Origin of the sequence: Povalibacter sp. (assembly GCF_036520495.1) — a bacterium.
GTDB lineage: Bacteria > Pseudomonadota > Gammaproteobacteria > Steroidobacterales > Steroidobacteraceae > Steroidobacter.
In genome coordinates this window covers 41,375-58,383 of the sequence record NZ_DATDJO010000041.1, presented here as the reverse complement: position 1 = coordinate 58,383, position 17,009 = coordinate 41,375, and the positions used below count along the sequence as shown (strand labels likewise).

Annotated in this window: 14 protein-coding genes; 2 read left to right on the top strand and 12 right to left on the bottom strand. The window is 64.1% G+C overall.

Features of this window, described 5'->3' with window-relative positions; genetic code table 11:
• The 8 genes from VIZ63_RS16360 to VIZ63_RS16325 all read right to left on the bottom strand — a co-directional run.
• Positions 1-2,106, bottom strand: a 2,106-nt coding sequence (locus tag VIZ63_RS16360) for a heavy metal translocating P-type ATPase (protein ID WP_331610744.1), incomplete at its 3' end; no start/stop codon positions are given.
• Positions 2,103-2,288 (bottom strand): hypothetical protein, encoded by a 186-nt coding sequence (locus VIZ63_RS16355; RefSeq protein WP_331610743.1) that lies wholly within the window; start codon positions 2,286-2,288, stop codon positions 2,103-2,105. The genes VIZ63_RS16355 and VIZ63_RS16360, both read right to left, overlap by 4 nt.
• The gene (gene ccoP, locus VIZ63_RS16350) at positions 2,285-3,175 is read right to left on the bottom strand and encodes a cytochrome-c oxidase, cbb3-type subunit III (protein WP_331610742.1); all 891 of its coding nucleotides are present in this window, start codon (positions 3,173-3,175) and stop codon (positions 2,285-2,287) included. Before ccoP ends, VIZ63_RS16355 begins: the two co-directional genes overlap by 4 nt.
• A complete protein-coding gene (locus tag VIZ63_RS16345; protein ID WP_331610741.1) occupies positions 3,172-3,324 on the bottom strand; it encodes a cbb3-type cytochrome c oxidase subunit 3 in 153 nt (50 codons plus the stop codon). Before VIZ63_RS16345 ends, ccoP begins: the two co-directional genes overlap by 4 nt.
• A complete protein-coding gene (gene ccoO, locus VIZ63_RS16340; protein ID WP_349261208.1) occupies positions 3,321-3,956 on the bottom strand; it encodes a cytochrome-c oxidase, cbb3-type subunit II in 636 nt (211 codons plus the stop codon). Before ccoO ends, VIZ63_RS16345 begins: the two co-directional genes overlap by 4 nt.
• A 12-nt stretch (positions 3,957-3,968) precedes the next feature.
• On the bottom strand, positions 3,969-5,447 hold the full coding sequence (ccoN, locus tag VIZ63_RS16335) for a cytochrome-c oxidase, cbb3-type subunit I (RefSeq protein WP_331610739.1): 1,479 nt from the start codon (positions 5,445-5,447) through the stop codon (positions 3,969-3,971).
• Between the two features lie 337 nt (positions 5,448-5,784).
• Positions 5,785-6,414, bottom strand: coding sequence for a response regulator transcription factor (locus tag VIZ63_RS16330; RefSeq protein WP_331610738.1), 630 nt, complete (start codon positions 6,412-6,414; stop codon positions 5,785-5,787).
• 37 nt (positions 6,415-6,451) lie between these two features.
• Positions 6,452-7,222 (bottom strand): HAMP domain-containing sensor histidine kinase, encoded by a 771-nt coding sequence (locus VIZ63_RS16325; protein WP_331610737.1) that lies wholly within the window; start codon positions 7,220-7,222, stop codon positions 6,452-6,454.
• Positions 7,223-7,384: 162 nt separating this feature from the next.
• Here VIZ63_RS16325 and VIZ63_RS16320 point away from each other — a divergent pair, with 162 nt between their 5' ends.
• Together VIZ63_RS16320 and VIZ63_RS16315 are read left to right on the top strand one after the other, a co-directional pair.
• Positions 7,385-8,902 carry an ATP-binding protein gene (locus tag VIZ63_RS16320; protein WP_331610736.1) on the top strand — a complete coding sequence of 506 codons (1,518 nt, stop codon included), beginning with the start codon at positions 7,385-7,387 and terminating at the stop codon, positions 8,900-8,902.
• Positions 8,903-9,002: 100 nt separating this feature from the next.
• Positions 9,003-11,372 carry a Tex family protein gene (locus tag VIZ63_RS16315; protein ID WP_331610735.1) on the top strand — a complete coding sequence of 790 codons (2,370 nt, stop codon included), beginning with the start codon at positions 9,003-9,005 and terminating at the stop codon, positions 11,370-11,372.
• 94 nt (positions 11,373-11,466) lie between these two features.
• Here VIZ63_RS16315 and VIZ63_RS16310 read toward each other — a convergent pair whose 3' ends face one another.
• The 4 genes from VIZ63_RS16310 to gspD form a co-directional block, all read right to left on the bottom strand.
• Positions 11,467-11,718 (bottom strand): hypothetical protein, encoded by a 252-nt coding sequence (locus tag VIZ63_RS16310; RefSeq protein WP_331610734.1) that lies wholly within the window; start codon positions 11,716-11,718, stop codon positions 11,467-11,469.
• A gap of 184 nt (positions 11,719-11,902) precedes the next feature.
• Complete coding sequence (gene gspF, locus VIZ63_RS16305; protein ID WP_331610733.1) at positions 11,903-13,123, bottom strand: type II secretion system inner membrane protein GspF; 1,221 nt, start codon at positions 13,121-13,123, stop codon at positions 11,903-11,905.
• 127 nt (positions 13,124-13,250) lie between these two features.
• Positions 13,251-14,777, bottom strand: coding sequence for a type II secretion system ATPase GspE (gene gspE, locus VIZ63_RS16300; RefSeq protein ID WP_331610732.1), 1,527 nt, complete (start codon positions 14,775-14,777; stop codon positions 13,251-13,253).
• Positions 14,778-14,825: 48 nt separating this feature from the next.
• Positions 14,826-16,991: a type II secretion system secretin GspD gene (gspD, locus tag VIZ63_RS16295; RefSeq protein ID WP_331610731.1), complete on the bottom strand. Its 2,166-nt coding sequence runs from the start codon at positions 16,989-16,991 to the stop codon at positions 14,826-14,828.
• Positions 16,992-17,009 lie beyond the last annotated feature (18 nt).

Sequence of the window (17,009 nt, the reverse complement as noted above, 5' to 3'; positions counted from 1 at the left end):
ATCCGCACCTGCCAGCACCGGAGCATCATTCACGCCATCGCCCACGACGATCACGCGCGCGCCTTCGCTGCGCAGTGCGGTGAGCCACGCAAGTTTGTCAGCCGGCAACTGCCGCGCCCGCCATTCGGATACGTCGAGCTGTCCGGCGATGGCAGCAACTTTCGTATGCGCATCGCCGCTGGCGATGAGGACTTGCAACCCCTGCGCCTTGAGGGCATCGACGGTGCCGCGCGCGCCGGGTCGCAGGCGTTCATCGAGACGAAAGGCGGCAATGATCCCCGTGTCATCGGCCAGCACCACGCAGTCGTCGTGCACCACTCGATGATGTTTGCCTGCGAGTGCGAAATCGGCGCGGCCGAGTCGGAGCTTGCGGCCTGCGACGGTGCCGCTGATGCCGAATCCAGTCAGCGACGCGACATCGCTGGCGGCGTCCGTGTCCTGGGAACAAGCCGCTGCAATAGCGCGAGCCGCTGGATGGCGACTTTCCCGAGCCAGCGCTGCGGCGAGCGGCAGTGCCTCGTCACGTGAAATGCCGAAGGTCTGCACGCCTGCCAGCGCCAGTTGCGGTTCTGTCAGGGTGCCGGTCTTGTCGAATACGACGTGCGTCGCCGCGGCCAGCGCCTCAATTGCATCGGGCTTGACGACCAGCACGCCGCGGCGGGCCAATACGGCGAGCGCACGCGTGATTGCCGCGGGCACAGCCAGCGCGAACGCACAGGGGCACGACACGACCAGTACGGCCAGTGCTGCGGCGAAGGCACGTGACGGATCGATCACGGTCCATACCAGCGCGGTGAGCACTGTCATGGTCAGAACGCGTGCGATGAGGCGACCCGCCGCACGTTCTCCGGCGCGAGCGAGCTGCGGTCGTTGCGCCTGAGCGCGATCGACCAGCGCCGCGATGCCCGCCAATGTCGTATCGGCGCCGATCCGTGTGACGCGCAGATCCACCGGCCCATCGATCAGTACGCTGCCCGCGATCAGCAGGTCGCCGCGCTGTTTCGCGACGGGTGCGGATTCGCCGCTCAGCAAGGCTTCGTCGACACGGCAGGTCTGCGCCAGCAGCGTACCGTCGGCAGGAACGAGGCCGCCTTCGCTGATACGTACGCAGTCGTCGATCTGCAGCTCATGTACGCCGACGCGCTCCAATGCGCCATCCGCGTTGCGACGTTCGGCAAAAGGCGGCGTGAGCCGCGCGAGTGCATCCGTGAGGTCGCCGGAGCGATGCCGCGTGCGCATCTCGATGTAGCGCCCGGCGAGCAGGAAGAACACGAACATCGACACCGAATCGAAGTAGACGTGCACGCCGCCGCGCCAGGCCTCCATGAGACTGGCTGCATAGATGATGGCCATCGCTGCAGCCACGGGGACATCCATGCCGAGCTGGCGTGCTGCGAGCGAACGCCTCGCGCCCGCAAAGAAGGGCCGTGCCGAATAGAAGACGACCGGCGTCGCGACCAGGAAGCCGAGCCAGCGGAACAATTCGTGAGTGGCGGGCGCCGTATCGCCGCCGCCGAGATACAAAACCGCTGCGAACATCATGGCCTGCATGCTGCCGAAGCCGGCAACCAGCAGACGTTTCAATGCATCGCGCGATTCGCGCCGACGCACGTCGTCGAGTGCCTGCTTGTCCAGCGGCAACGCGCGATAACCCGTGCGCGACAGATGATCGAGGATTCGCGGCAGGTCGACGATGGCGTCGTTCCAGGCGACGCGTGCGCGCCGGGCGACGGCATTGACCTGGACGGAGGTCACGCCTGGCAGATTGCCGAGCGCACGTTCGATCAGCCACACGCAGGCCGAGCAGCGCACGCCTTCGATCAGCAGCATGGTTTCCCGGCGTCCGGCGCCAAGATCGCGGATCACGTGACGTGCAATCTCCGGTCGCTGCCAGGCGTTGCTGTCACTGAACGACTCGGGCTTCTGCGCGGACTGGGTGCGCAGACGGTAGTAATCGCCGAGTCCGATCTGCTCGATCCACTCAGCGGCGGCGCGGCAGCCGTGACAGCACATCGCGCGCGTCTCGCCGCCAACGCGTGCATGAATGACAACGCCTGCGGGCACGGGTTCTGCGCAATGCCAGCATGCATTGTCGTGTGTCGTCATTGGGAGGAGGGCTGGTGCGTCGCCGGCATTTTCAGCAGGCGTTCGCTGCCGACTGCCACGGGTTCATCAGGATACTGCGACGCCAGCACGATCATGCCGATGCAGCCGGCGAGCGAGACGACGAAGAGTGCGATGCCGAGCCACAACACCGGCACGCGATACCAGGGCAACGCGTCGTTCATGTAGGTCCTTGCGCGTGCAGCCAGGCCGCGATCATGCGCACCTGCTCTTCACCAAGACGACCTCGCCAGGCGGGCATGACACCGCTGCGACCTTCGGCGATGCTCGCGCTCACGCTGGCGAAATCCCTGCCATAGAGCCAGACGGAGTCGGTCAGATTCGGAGCGCCGAGCGCCGGATTGCCACGGCCGTCGGCGCCGTGACACGCAACGCACAGCATCTCGTAGCGCGGCTTTCCGGCGGCCACCCAGTCGGCGGGAGCATTGACGCCGCTCAGGCTCAAGACATACGACGCCACCTCATTGACGCCATCGCGGCCGAGCGTCGGAGCCCAGGCCGGCATCACGCCGTTGCGTCCGTCGAGAATGCTGGTCATCAGCGAGTCGTGACCGTACAGCCAGTCGTCATCGACCAGATTCGGTGCACCCAGCGACTGATTGCCGCCGGCCGCAGTGCCGTGGCAGGCCGCGCAATTGTCGAGATACAGCCGTTCGCCGCTGGTGAGCGCTGTCCGATTTTTCGACAGCTGCCCGATATCCATCGACCCCAATGGTTGCAACGACGCTTCGATCTTCGCGTTGTTCGCCGCGGTATCGCGCTGCCATTGATCGATCGACGTCCAGCCCAGCGCGCCGCGGTAGCCGCCGAAGCCCGGATACAGCGCCAGGTAGCCGATGCCCACGACGAACATGCTCGCGGAGAACAGCACCCACCACAGCGGCAGCTTGCGCACGCTTTCGCGCAACACGCCGTGCGCCCAGACGTGACCGGTAGTACCGTCGGGTTGCGTCGGAATCTGCAGGCGCTGACTCCACAGAAACAGAAAGAATGTGATGCCGAGGTTCAACACCACCAGGAACATGACCCAGCCCGACCAGAAGCCGCTCATCGTGTCTCGTCCTCATGCAGCGGCACACGCGCCAGCGCATCGAAGTTCTTGCGGTGATACGGCAGCCAGGCCCAGATCCAGATGCCGAGGAACGTCAGCGTGAGCACGACGATGATCACGCCGATCATGTGACCCCACAGCGCGCTCATGGCGACACCGTCCTGGCTGCTGCGGCGACGTTGTGGACGCCGAGGCCCTGCAGATACGCGACCAGTGCGTCGAGCTCGCTCCTGTCCTTGACGGCAGCCGGCGCAGCAGTGATCTCTTCCTCGCTGTACGGATCACCGAGCAGGCGCAGCACACGCATGCGTGCCTGGATGTCTTCGCCGTCGACCGGGCGTTTGGCCAGCCAGGGATAGTTCGGCATGTTCGACTCGGGCACGAGCGAGCGCGGCGCGATCAGGTGCAGGCGCTGCCATTCATCGGAGTACTTGCCGCCGACACGCGCCAGATCCGGACCGGTGCGCTTGGACCCCCACTGGAATGGGCGGTCGTACACCGATTCGCTGGCGACCGAGTAGTCGCCGTAGCGCTGCGTCTCGAAGCGCAGCGTGCGCACCATCTGCGAATGACAGAGGTGGCAGCCTTCGCGCACGTAGACGTCCTTGCCTGCCAGCCGCAGCGCGTCGTACGGCTTGAAACCTGGTGCGGGTTCCACCGTGTGCGCCTTGATGAACAGCGGCGTGATCTCGGCGAGACCGCCGAGCGACACCATCAGGGCGATCAGCGCACCGAGCAGGCCGGCATGCTTCTCGATCTTTTCCAGATGCTTGTAACGCAGCGCCATGATTGCTTATCCGTGGGCCGGCAGCGGCGCCGGCACCTGGTCTTCGACGGGTTCGGGGATCGGTTCGGGGATGGGAACCAGGATCGGCTTGATCTTGTTGGCGCGCGCATCGGCCGCGGTGTGCCACAGGTTCCACGCCATGACGACCATGCCGGCGAGCACCAGCACGCCGCCCAGTACGCGGATCGCGTAGAACGGTTTCACGGCGATCAGGCTGGCGAGGAAGCTGTAGGTCAGCGAACCATCGGGATTGGTCGCGCGCCACATCACACCTTCGGTCACGCCTGCGGCCCACATCGACAGCACGTACACCGCAAGTCCCGCCGTATGCAGCCAGAAGTGCAGATTCATCGCGCTGAGCGAATGCATCGCCGGGCGATCCAGCGCACGGGGTGCCATCGCGTACAGCGAGCCGATCGTGATCATCGCCACCCAGCCAATGGAGCCGGAGTGCACGTGCGCGACGGTCCAGTTGGTGTAATGCGAGAGCGAGTTGACCGACTTGATCGCCATCATCGAGCCTTCGAAGGTCGATGCGGCATAGAACACCAGCGCCAGCACCATGAACTTCGCGGCCGGATCGACGCGCACCTTGTCCCAGGATCCGTTGAACGTCAGCAGGCCGTTGGCGGCGGAGCCCAGGCTCGGCATCAGCAACACCAGCGAGAACGCCATGCCCACCGACTGCACCCAGTCCGGCAGCGCGCTGTACAGCAGATGGTGCGAGCCCGCCCACATGTACACGGAGATCAGCGCCCAGAAGTTCACGATGGAGAAGCGATAACTCCACAGCGGCTGCTGCGCCTGGCGCGGCACGAAGTAGTACATCATTCCCAGGAAGCCGGCCGTGAGGAAGAACGCGACAGCGTTGTGGCCGTACCACCACTGCACCATCGCATCGACCACGCCCGAGTAGATCGGATAGGACTTGGTCAGCGACACGGGCACCGCGAGGTTGTTGACGACGTGCAGCAGACCGACCGCGATGATGAAGGCGCCGTAGTACCAGTTGGCGACGTAGATGTGCCGGATGCGCCGTTTTGCCAGCGTCGCGAAGAACACGACACCGAACGAGACCCACACCACGGCGATCAACAGATCGATGAACCACTCGGGCTCGGCGTATTCCTTGCTCTGCGTGATGCCGAACGGCATGGTCGCCATGGCAAGAAACAGTGCGAGCTGCCAGCCCCAGAACGTGAACATGGCGAGTTTGCCGAGCGCGAGCCGCGTGTGACCCGTGCGCTGCACGACGTAGTAGCAGGTGCCCATCAGGGCAGAGCCGCCGAAGGCGAAGATCACGCCGAAGGTGTGATTGGCGCGGATGCGGCTGAAGGTCAGCCACGGCACATCGAAATTCAGCGCGGGCCACGCCATCTGCGCGGCGGCGAGAACTCCGATAGCCATGCCGACGATGCCCCAGACGGCAGCGGCGAGCAGGAACAGGCGAACGATGTGGTCGTTGTACGTTTCTGATTTGGGCATGGCTGTGTGTCTTGCGCGGCGGCGGCAAGGTACAGGGGCCAGGCGCGGCGCCCATTAAGGGGAGTCCGAGAAGTCCGGCGAGGAAGTCCTGTGATGCGCATCGTTGCGCGCCCGCGCGCAGTGAAATCTGCGACGCGCAGCGCACAAAAACGAGCTCTCGGCAGCCGCTTGCCGCGGCCATTCACTTAAGGGGAAGTCCGTAGCCGCTGCGTCTGCCAGCGCTGGAGCAGAAGGGAAGGTCTCCACGGGGTACGCGGGGAGAAGAATGTTCTGTGCTTTTCTCGCCCCGAGTTACCCCGTGGACATTCTTTCTTTGTCCGCGTGAAATCGCAGGAAACTAGCCGTTCTCGCCAGTGAGCATCAGATGCATCTTCACCAGATGCGCGATGGAGCGGGCGCCCATTTTTTCCATGACGTTGGCGCGATGGATTTCGATCGTGCGTTCGCTCAGGCCGAGATCGATGGCGATGACTTTGTTGGCGCGACCGTCGACGACCAGCTTGATGACATCCTGCTCACGCGGCGTCAGCGATTCGAAACGGCGCCGGATGTCGGCATGACGCTCGATGACCTCGCGATTCTCCGCATCGAGTTTCAATGCGGCGTTGATGCGGTCGAGCAGATCCTGATCGCGGAAGGGCTTTTCCAGGAAGTCGAACGCGCCGTGTTTCATGGCCTGCACGGCCATGGGCACGTCGCCGTGTCCCGTGATCATGATGACCGGCAGCATCGAGCCGCGCAGGTTCAGCTGCTGCTGGACTTCGAGGCCGCTCATCTGCGGCATGCGGATGTCGAGAATCAGGCAACCGGGGCGGGTGGGATCGTGCTGCTGCAGAAAATCTGCCGGCCGCGCGAAGGTCGCGGTGGCATGACCGATGGTGGCCAGCAATGCTTCCAGTGCGCGGCGCATGCCCTCATCGTCATCGACGACCTGGACGAGCGGGACGGTCTTCTTGCTGTCTCTCATGCGGACAGGATCGCAGATCCGGGCGGCCCGACAAACCCTATGCCGTGGGATGCAGCGGCAGCCGGATCCAGAAGCGGGCGCCGCCGGTGGCGATGTCTTCGAAGCCGATCGCCCCTTCGTGAGCCTCGACGATGGCCCGGCTGGAGGCCAGGCCCAGGCCGGTGCCCTGCGTCTTGGTCGTGAAGAACGGGCGGAAGATCTGATCGCGCGCCGTCAGCGGCACGCCGGGTCCGGAATCGCTGACGGCAATTTCGATGTTGTAGCGGTCCGACGTGACGTTCAGGCTCACGGCGGGCTTCCTCTTCGTCGCATCGTCCGCGCCGGCGGCTTCGATGGCGTTCTGCGCCAGGGTGAAAATGACGTGCTGAATCCGCAGCGCATCCACCTGGACGTGCGGGAGATCGGAGGCGACCTGCACATCGAACTGGCAACCGGCGCGCTGTGCCAGCGTATCGAGCAGTGGAAACAACTCGTAGATCAGGTCGCCGAGAGCGTGGAAGGATTTTTCACGGGTATCGCGATTCACCAGTCGTCGCATCCGGCGAATGCCTTCGGCGGCCGTCATGGCCTGCGCGCTGATCTGCCGCAGCACATCGATCGCCTGCGGCAGCATCGGGTCGTCGCGATCGAGCATGCGCTGGCCGGCCTGCGCGAAGGTCGTGATGGCGCCCAGGGGTTGATTGATCTCATGCGCCATGCCGCTCGCCAGTTCCTCCAGCGCGGAGGCACGGGTGATTTCCAGCAGGCGTTCGAACATGGGCCGCGCGAGGCTGTCCGGGCTGCGAACGGGTTTGGTCAGTCGATTCATGGTGTGTCCGTGACGCAGTGTGCGAGCCCAGCCTGCCGTAGCCCAGGACAACGCGCACCCGCGACATCCCCGCATCTGGTTGCGCCTGCCCCTTAATGTGCTTCATGGCGGCTTGCCTGGTGGCGGCGACCCGGCGGTCACTGCCGTGCAACAATGTAGACCATGAGCGAAGCCGATGAAATCACGCGCCAGTTGCTGCGTTATTCGCCGGATGCGCTGGTCGTGGTGGATGCCGGCGGCATCATCCGCTTCGCCAACGAGACGGTGCGGGATCTGCTGGGTTACGAGCCGGGGGATCTCACCGGCAAGCCGATCGAAGTACTCGTGCCGGAGCGTCTCAGGCAGCGCCACGGCTCATATGTCGCAAACTTCCTGCGTGCGCCGCGCAATCGTGAGATGGGTGTGACGGTCGCAGACCTTGCCGCGCAACGGGCCGACGGCTCCGAATTCCCCGCGGCGATCCGTCTCGCGCACTTTCACGTTGGCGAATCCCTGCTCGTCGCTGCGGCCATTCGCGACATGACCGAGCGCCGCCGCATCAACGCAGCGCTGGTGCTGGCTCGCGAGGAAGCGGATCGCGCCAATCGCGCCAAGAGCCGCTTTCTTGCCTCAGCCAGCCACGATCTGCGGCAGCCCCTGCAAACCGTGCGGCTGCTGAATGCGTCGATGCTGCGCATGGTGAATGACACGGACGTCGGCGCGCTGTTGCGACGTCAGGAGCAGGCGATCGATAGCATGACCCGCCTGCTCAACGGCCTGCTGGATGTCAGTCGCCTGGAATCCGGCGCCATCGAGCTGCAACTCGTCGATGTCCGCCTGGACGATCTGCTGGACGAACTGCGGCAGCAATTCGAACCCATCGTGCGTGCGCGGGGCATCTCGCTCTATGTCACTGCGGAAAACGTGGGGCTGCGCACGGATCGCACGCTGTTCACGCAACTGCTCGAAAACCTGCTCGGCAATGCCTTGAAGTACACGGACCGGGGCAGCGTGTCGCTTACCGGCACGCTGCAATCCGACGCTCTGCACCTGGATATCGAAGACACCGGCATTGGCATCCCGCAGGAGAAGGTCGAGCATATTTTCGACGAGTACTACCAGGTCGATTCCAGCGGCACGCGTCGCGCGGGAGTAGGTCTCGGACTCGCCATCGTGCGCGAAGTGTCGCGCCTGCTCGGTTACACCGTGGCCGTGTATTCGCAAGTGGGTGTCGGCACACGGGTGCGGGTAAGCATTCCCCGCGACATGCTGGTGGCCCGCGATGCGGTCGCCGACCCGCAGGCGGCACGGCATGCGGCGCGCAGCGCGTCGCGGCCGCGTCTGATCCTGATCGAGGACAATGAGGGCGTGCGGGTCGCCACCGAGCTGTTCCTGCAGCTCGAGGGCTTTGAAGTGACGAGCGCGGGCTCGGCAGGCGAGGCGCAACAATTGCTGGAGTCGATGCGCGGCGATGAACTGCTGGTCGTCGACTATCACCTCGAGGGCAGCCGGACCGGCCTCGAACTTGTCAGCGGCGTGCGGCAGCGTCGCGGCGTGGAAATACCGGCGGTCGTTCTGAGTGGCGATCTGCCATCGGTGCTGCGCGTGCAGAAAACCCCGATCCCGCGTTGCCGGTTTCTGAGCAAGCCAGTGGACACCGAAGCACTGCTGCAGGCGATCAGCGAACTGGCCACGGGCTGATCGCCAACACTATCGCCGTGGTTTGGCAAGTCTTGTTGCCCGGGGATGCGTTCTGCATAGTTCGCGTCCCTCGTAACTGCCAGTGCCGACCGACGTATTCATGTTGCCTTCCATCGAATCGCGCATTGCCGCTGAACTCTCCGTCAAACCTGTACAGGTTGCTGCCGCCGTCGCTCTGATCGACGGGGGTGCGACCGTGCCGTTCATTGCCCGCTATCGCAAGGAAGTGACGGGCGGACTGGACGATACGCAGCTGCGTACGCTGAATGAGCGCCTGAGCTATCTGCGCGAACTCGAGGAACGCCGCACCACGATCCTGAAGAGCATCGACGAACAGAAGAAGCTGACGCCCGAGCTGCGAGCCAGCATCGAAGCGGCGGACAGCAAGCAGCGTCTCGAAGACCTTTATCTTCCCTACAAGCCGAAACGCCGCACCAAGGCGCAGATCGCGCGGGAGGCGGGGCTCGAGCCGTTGGCCGAGGCGCTGCTCGGCGATCCGACGCTGACGCCTGCCGTCGAAGCTGCGAAATATCTGAAAGAGCCGTTCACCACCGACAACGGCGACAACCCAGGCGTCCCCGACGTGAAAGCCGCACTGGACGGCGCGCGCCAGATCCTGATCGAGAAGTTCGCCGAAGATGCGGAACTCATCGGTTCGTTGCGCCTGTGGCTGCAGGACAATGCCGTCATGGTCTCGAAGGTGGTCGAGGGCAAGGAGGAGGCCGGCGCCAAGTTCCGCGACTACTTCGACTACAGCGAGCCGATCAAGGCCATTCCTTCACACCGTGCGCTCGCGCTGTTTCGCAGCCGCACCGAGGAGATCGTGCGGCTGGCGCTGAAGTTGCCGGAAGAACTGGAACCTGCGCAGAAGGCGCAGCCCGCTACGGCCACACCAAATACCTGCGAACTGAAGATTGCAGCGCGCTATCGGATCGCCGATCAGGGACGCGCCGCCGATACGTGGCTGAAGGAAACCGTGCGCTGGACCTGGCAGGTCAAGGTGGCCTGGCAGCTGGAAGCGGAGTTGTTCACCGCCTTGCGCGAGCAGGCGGAAGAAGAAGCCATCCGGGTCTTCGGCAGCAATCTCAAGGACCTGTTGCTCGCAGCGCCCGCGGGCGCGCGCGTGACGATGGGCCTCGATCCCGGCATTCGCACCGGCGTGAAAGTGGCGCTGGTGGATCGCACCGGCAAGGTGCTGGAGACCGCAACGGTCTACCCGTTTCCACCGCGCAACGACATCGAAGGCACGCTGCATACGCTCGCCGTGCTCATCAAGAAGCATCAGATTGAGCTGGTCGGCATCGGTAACGGCACAGCCTCGCGCGAGACCGATCGTCTGGCCGCGGAGCTGATCAAGCGGCTGCCGGACCTGCGCATTACCAAAGTGGTGGTGTCCGAGGCGGGCGCGTCCGTCTATTCCGCGTCGGAGCTGGCCTCCAAGGAGTTGCCGGATCTCGACGTTTCCTTGCGCGGCGCAGTCTCGATTGCGCGGCGATTGCAGGATCCGCTGGCCGAACTGGTCAAGATCGATCCGAAGTCCATCGGCGTCGGCCAGTACCAGCACGACGTCAACCAGACCCGCCTGGCGCGTTCGCTCGATGGCATCGTCGAGGACTGCGTGAACGCCGTTGGTGTCGACGTGAACATGGCGTCGCCGGCGCTGCTGGCGCGAGTGTCGGGCCTGACGGCCTCGCTTGCCGAGAACGTCGTGAAGCACCGCAACGAGCACGGTGCTTTCGGCAATCGCAGCGACCTGAAGAAGGTGCCGCGTCTGGGGCCGAAGGCATTCGAGCAGGCCGCAGGCTTCCTGCGCATCGTGGGCGGCGACAATCCACTCGATGCCTCATCGGTGCATCCGGAGGCCTATCCGGTAGTCGAGCGCATCCTGGCCGATCTCAAGCGGCCGATGCAGGACGTGCTGAGCGATGCATCGCTCGTCCGCCGCCTGGATGCAGCCCGATTCACCGACGAGAAATTCGGTCTGCCTACGGTGCAGGACATCCTGCGCGAACTGGAGAAGCCGGGTCGCGATCCGCGTCCGGAATTCAAGACCGCTTCGTTCAAGGACGGCGTCGAGGAACTCAAGCATCTGGAGCCGGGCATGCTCCTGGAAGGCGTGGTCACGAACGTGACGAATTTCGGCGCCTTCGTCGACATCGGCGTCCATCAGGACGGTCTGGTGCACATCTCCATGATGTCGCACAAATTCATCAAGGATCCGCGCGAGGTCGTGAAGGCCGGCGACGTGGTGAAGGTGAAGGTGCTGGAGGTCGACGTGCAGCGCAAGCGCGTCGCGCTGACCATGAAGCTGGATGAGGCGGCGCCACGGCCGCGCCCCGGCGAATCGGCTGGTGGAGGTCGCCCGAACGTCCGGCCGCCGTCCAGTCGTCCGCAGCAGCAACGTGAGCAGCCGCCGCCGCCAGGCAGCGGGCTCATGGCCGAGGCGTTTGCGAAGGCGTTGAAGAAGTGAGAGGCGGCCAACCGGCCAACTGGCTCACTGGTCTGCCGGCCAGAATGAAGCAGAGACCCTGTCTTTAATCTGGCCAGTTGGCCAGTTGGCCGCCTTAGCTCTTCCGCCGTCGCCGTACGGCGCCAGGTTCGTCGATGTCGTAGTCGTCCAGATCGGAAAGCTGCGCAGCGGTTTCCAGTTCTTCGCGGCGCCGTTCGAGGCGGCGCAGCGCCGGCTCGCCGACTTTGGGCGTGCTCTTCTTGCGCTTGTCCAAATCGTCCAGCAGATGATCCAGACCGGCATCATCCGTATCGACTACGGCGTCGTCTTCGTCATCGTCGAACTCATCTTCCGGCTTCTCGATCATTCGTAGCACCGATGGCAGTCGATGTTAGAACCGCAAGTGGAGATTGAAGAGAATGCGGAAATATATAAATGGAATGCGGGCACCCCTGCAAGAGTGATTTTCAAGCAACACGCAGGCCAGTGACTCGGTAACGCATCGGTAACGCATCGCAGCGCCGCCAGCGCCGCGAAATCGCCAGGGGCGATCAGGCAATGAGCTGATTGAGTTCGAAAATCGGCAGCAGCATGGCCAGCACGATCAACAGCACGAATCCGCCCATGACGAGAATCATCAGCGGGCCGAGCAACCCGACGAACGTGCCAAGGATGGCTTCCATTTCGCGCTCCTGGTTGGTCGCCGCGCGATCGAGCATGGTCTCGAGTTCGCCGCTGGTCTCGCCGCTGGAGATGAGGTGGATCATCATCGGCGGAAACATCTTGGTTGCGCCCAGCGAGCGCCCGATGGCTGCGCCTTCCCGCACCCGCGCTGCGGCTTCCTGCACCGCGTTGCGCATCGGCAGATTGGTGACCACTTCGCCGGAAATGCGCAGCGCTTCGAGCACTGGCACGGCGCTGGAGGTCAGCGTGGCCAGGGTGCGGGCGAAGCGCGCCGTGTTGTTGCCGCGCACGACCTTGCCGATCAATGGTACGCGTAACAGGAAGGCGTGATAGCGCTGACGGGCTGCGGGATTCCGCAACCAGCGATTGAAGAGCCACGCGCCGAGGCCCAGGCACAGGATCACCAGCCAACCCCAGTCGCGGGCGAAGTCGGAGACCGTGATGAGGATTTCCGTGAGGACGGGCAGTGCTGCCTTCGAGTTTTCGAACTGCTTGACGATCTTCGGGACGACGAACGTCAGCAGGAGGAAGACGATACTGGTGCAGACAACGAACAGCAGCACCGGATAGAGCATGGCGTTCATCGTGCGGCTGCGCAGCTGCTCACGGCTTTCGGTGTAGTCGGAAAGTCGTTCGAGCACCGTGTCCAGGTGGCCTGACTGTTCGCCGGCCGCGACCGTGGCCCGGTAGATTTCCGGGAACACGCGCGGGAAGTCCGACAGGCCGTCCGCAAGCGAGTGACCTTCGAGAACCTTGGCGCGAACACCGAGAATGACGCTACGGATGCGCGGCTTCTCGGTCTGTTCGCCGACGGCCTGCAGCGCTTCATCGAGGGGCAGGCCGGACTGGACCAGTGTCGCCAATTGCCGGGTCAACAACGACAGATCGGCGGCGGAGACGCCACGTCGCACCGTTCCAAGTTTCGGGTGCAGCTGCCTGCGTTCCTGTTGTGCGACTTCCGTAACCGTCAGCGGCAGCAGCGCCTGATCGCGTAGCAACTGGCGGACCTGCCGCGCAGTGTCGCCTTCGAGAGTGCCCTTGCGCTCGCGTCCGGCAGTATCGACGGCGGTGTATTCGAAGGCGCTCATGGGAAAGGCCCTAGGCCCTAGGCTCTAGGTGAGGAGAAGCGAGAATGGAAAACGTCTTCGAGCAAGTCATATATCACCGCCAACTCATCATCCCGTTCCAACCTAGCACCGAGCACCTAGCGCCTTCCTAGTCTTCTCTCGTTACCCGCAGCACTTCCTCGATGGTCGTGACGCCGGACGTGATCTTGGCGCGGCCATCGTCGCGAATGCTCGGCGTCAGCGTCCGGGCATGGCGCTCCATTTCCTGCTCGCTGGCGCCGTCGTGAATCATGGTGCGCATGGCATCGTCGATGACGACCAGTTCGTAGATACCGGTGCGGCCCTTGAATCCCACGGAGGTCTCGACGCCCGGCCGGTAAAGCGTGGGCGAGGGCGCGCTATCGGGGATGTTCAGCAGGCGTCGTTCGTACTCGCCGGCCGTATAGGCTTCCTTGGTCTCGGGATTCAGCACGCGGACCAGCCGCTGCGCCAGCACGCCGACCAGACTCGAGGACAGCAGGAACGGCTCGACACCCATGTCGCGCAAGCGCGTGACGGCGCCGACGGCGGTGTTCGTGTGCAGCGTCGACAACACCAGATGGCCGGTGAGCGATGCCTGCACGGCGATGTGCGCCGTTTCGAGGTCGCGGATTTCGCCGACCATCACGACGTCCGGGTCCTGACGCAGGATGGCGCGCAGGCCGCGGGCGAAGGTCATCTCGACCTTCGTGTTCACCTGTGTCTGGCCGATGCCATCGATGTAGTACTCAATGGGGTCCTCGACCGTCATGATGTTGCGCGTGTTGTCGTTGATGCGTTCCAGCGAGGAATACAGCGTCGTGGTCTTGCCCGAGCCGGTCGGTCCCGTCACCAGCAGGATGCCGTGCGGCTTGTGGATCAACTCATCCATCAACTTCTGGGTGCGCGGGTCCATCCCCAGCGAATTCAGTTCGAGCCGGCCCGCCTGTTTGTCGAGCAGACGCAGCACGACGCGTTCGCCGTGACCGGCCGGGATGGTCGAGACGCGGACGTCGACGGCACGGCCCGCGACACGCAACGAGATGCGTCCGTCCTGGGGCAGGCGTTTCTCGGCGATGTCGAGCTTCGACATCACCTTGATGCGGGAAACGACCAGCGGCGCCACGGCGCGGCGGGACTGCAGCGCTTCGCGCAATACGCCGTCAACCCGGAAACGCACGACCAGGCGGTTCTCGAACGGTTCGATGTGAATGTCCGACGCATTGTCCTTCACGGCCTGCGTGAGGATGGCGTTGATCAGCTTGATGATCGGCGCGTGATCGTCGCTTTCGAGCAGATCGGAGGGCTCTGGAAGGTCCTGGGCGAGGTGGGCGAGGTCAGTGTTGTCCTCGAAGCCCTCGACCATCTGCATGGCCGTCGTGCCGCCTTCATAACGCTTGCGCAGCAGCGCATCGAACTGATCGCTGTCGACCCGGCGCAGTTGCAATGGAATGCCCAGCACGCGTCGCACTTCGGCGATGCTCGATGGCTGTGCGCCCGTGCGATAGACCGCATCGGCCACGCCGTCTTCAATCGACTGAACGAGTACGCCGTGCCGTTTGCAGAAGGTAAAGGACAGCGGGGCGTTCGCAGCAGGCACGCTCGCTGCCGGAACCACGGGCTCCGCAGCTAGCGACAGATCGACGTCGGCGCTCATGGTATTGCTCCTGCAGTCGGAGGCGGGCGGCCGCCTCCGGCACTGATCTCAGGGATTGGTGGGCGGCGGAACCGTTTCCGGAGGCGGTGCGGCCGGTAGCGGCGCCGTCTGCAGCGGTGGTTGCGCCTGTGTCTCGTCAGTGTTCGCTGGCGGAGGGCCCGCGCCTGCGGTGGGATCCGCATAACGCGAGAGTTCTTCGATCGGCGGCAGGAGCGGCTGACGCTCGCCCGGCAGCAGGTTCACTTTACCGCCACGACGCTCCAGCTGCTGGTTGCGCATGACGTTGTACTTCGCATTGGTCTCGATCGCTGCTTTCACGCCATCACGCAGGATGGTGGGGCGGATGAAGACCATCAGGTTGCGCTTTTCCTTGCTGCCCGATCGGGTCCTGAACAACTCGCCGATGATGGGAATGGCGCCCAGCACCGGCACGCGGCTTTCGCTCTCGATGGCTGCATCGCGAATCAAGCCGCCCAGCACGATGATGCCGCCGTCTTCCACCATCACCTTGGTGTTGATGGTGCGCTTGTTGGTAATCAGGTCGACCGCACCCGACGAAGCTGTCGCCCCAGGCGCGAGATCGGACGATTCCTGTTCGATCTTCAGCGTCACCGAGTCGCCTTCGTTGATCTGCGGTGTGATCTTGAGAATCGTGCCCACTTCCTCGCGCTGAATGGTCTGGAAGGGATTCACGGAGCCGTTGTTGCTGCCGCTGCCGGTGCTGGTGAACTGGCCGGTGACGAACGGCACTTCCTGCGCCACCTTGATTTCGGCTTCCTCGTTATCGAGGGTCGTGATGGACGGCGTCTGCAGGATGTTGGAGTTACCGTCGCCGCGCAGCGCGCGCAGGATGACGGCGAAGTTGGTGCCGTTGTCGAGGAATCGCCCGGCGCCTAGCGTGAGGCCCGTTGGCAGCCCCGTGCTCGCCAGCAACGCCGGATTGTCGATGGCGGCGGCAATGCTGCCGATACTGGCGTTGCCGACCGGCTGATTCCACGTGCCGATCGGCACCGTGCTGTTGGAGTCGGTATTGGCGATGGCCCAGTTGACGCCCAGTTCCGATGCCTTGGTGGCGCTGATTTCCACGAGGATGGCTTCGATAAGCACCTGCGGGCGCCGAATGTCGAGCTTGTCCACCACCGACATGATCGAACGCATGATCTTCGGCGGCGCCGTGACGATCAGTGCATTGTTCTGCGTGTCCGACCAGATCGAGACGCTGCGGTCGGCTCCGGCAGAGGCGCTGCCCGGGGACGCCGCGGGAGCTCCGCCGGGAGTTGCCTGGACGATACCGGTGATCTGTTCCTTGAGCTTTCCTGCGATGGATTCGGCATCGGCATAGCGCAGGTAGCGCACCTGCGTATCACCGCCAGCTTCGAGCGGCGTGTCGAGATGGGCGATCAGGGCGCGCAGCTGCAGGCGCCGATTCTTTTCACCGGACAGCAGGACGCTGTTGGTGCGGTCGTCGGCGACCACCTTCGTGGACGCCACACCGGCTTCCTGCTGCGGGCCGGCGGCCGAATACAGAGTGTTGACGACCCGGACTATCTCCGCGGCGCTGGCGTTTTCCAGGCGGATGATCTCGACCTCTTCGTCACCGGCCTGGTCGATGCGCTGGATGATGCGCATCATGCGGTTCACGTTCGAGGCGCGGTCGGAAATGATCAGCGTGTTCGAACTCTGATGCGCCACGAAGTGTGCACCCTGCGGCAGCAGTGGCCGCAAGGCAGGGACCAGGTTTGCGGCATTCACGTTCTTGACCTGGATCACCTGCGTGACGATCTCGTCCGACGACGGACTGACCTGGTTCGGCAGATCGTTGCCCGGCATCCAGCGCGAATTCTGCGCCGGGACGATCTTCACGACGTTGCCGGACGGTACTGCGACGAAGTCATGCACCTGCAGCACCGACAGGAAGGCGTTGTAGAACGCATCCGCGCTCATCGGCGTGGACGAAAGGATCGTGACCTGCGCGCGCACGCGCGGATCGATGATGAAGGTCTTGCCCGTGATGGACTGCACTGCCTGCACGACCAGCGCGAGATCGGCGTCCTTGAAATTCGGCGTGATGGTCTGCGCCTGTTGCTGTTGCTGCGCCTGCTGCTGCTGGGTCTGGCCCGACGACCAGGTGAGAGTCATCGCCAGTACGCACAGCAACGGGCCGGCCGTGCGCAGCCCGCCTTTGCGCCGCGTTCTCGTCGTGGAAATCGTCATGCACAGTCCTTACTGATC

Bases quoted from the DNA above. Each gene is read 5' to 3' on its own strand.
- VIZ63_RS16355 (WP_331610743.1), bottom strand. From the start codon at position 2,288: ATGAACGACGCGTTGCCCTGGTATCGCGTGCCGGTGTTGTGGCTCGGC.
- ccoP (WP_331610742.1), bottom strand. From the start codon at position 3,175: ATGAGCGGCTTCTGGTCGGGCTGGGTCATGTTCCTGGTGGTGTTGAAC.
- VIZ63_RS16345 (WP_331610741.1), bottom strand. From the start codon at position 3,324: ATGAGCGCGCTGTGGGGTCACATGATCGGCGTGATCATCGTCGTGCTC.
- ccoN (WP_331610739.1), bottom strand. From the start codon at position 5,447: ATGCCCAAATCAGAAACGTACAACGACCACATCGTTCGCCTGTTCCTG.
- VIZ63_RS16330 (WP_331610738.1), bottom strand. From the start codon at position 6,414: ATGAGAGACAGCAAGAAGACCGTCCCGCTCGTCCAGGTCGTCGATGAC.
- VIZ63_RS16325 (WP_331610737.1), bottom strand. From the start codon at position 7,222: ATGAATCGACTGACCAAACCCGTTCGCAGCCCGGACAGCCTCGCGCGG.
- VIZ63_RS16320 (WP_331610736.1), top strand. From the start codon at position 7,385: ATGAGCGAAGCCGATGAAATCACGCGCCAGTTGCTGCGTTATTCGCCG.
- VIZ63_RS16315 (WP_331610735.1), top strand. From the start codon at position 9,003: ATGTTGCCTTCCATCGAATCGCGCATTGCCGCTGAACTCTCCGTCAAA.
- VIZ63_RS16310 (WP_331610734.1), bottom strand. From the start codon at position 11,718: ATGATCGAGAAGCCGGAAGATGAGTTCGACGATGACGAAGACGACGCC.
- gspF (WP_331610733.1), bottom strand. From the start codon at position 13,123: ATGAGCGCCTTCGAATACACCGCCGTCGATACTGCCGGACGCGAGCGC.
- gspE (WP_331610732.1), bottom strand. From the start codon at position 14,777: ATGAGCGCCGACGTCGATCTGTCGCTAGCTGCGGAGCCCGTGGTTCCG.
- gspD (WP_331610731.1), bottom strand. From the start codon at position 16,991: ATGACGATTTCCACGACGAGAACGCGGCGCAAAGGCGGGCTGCGCACG.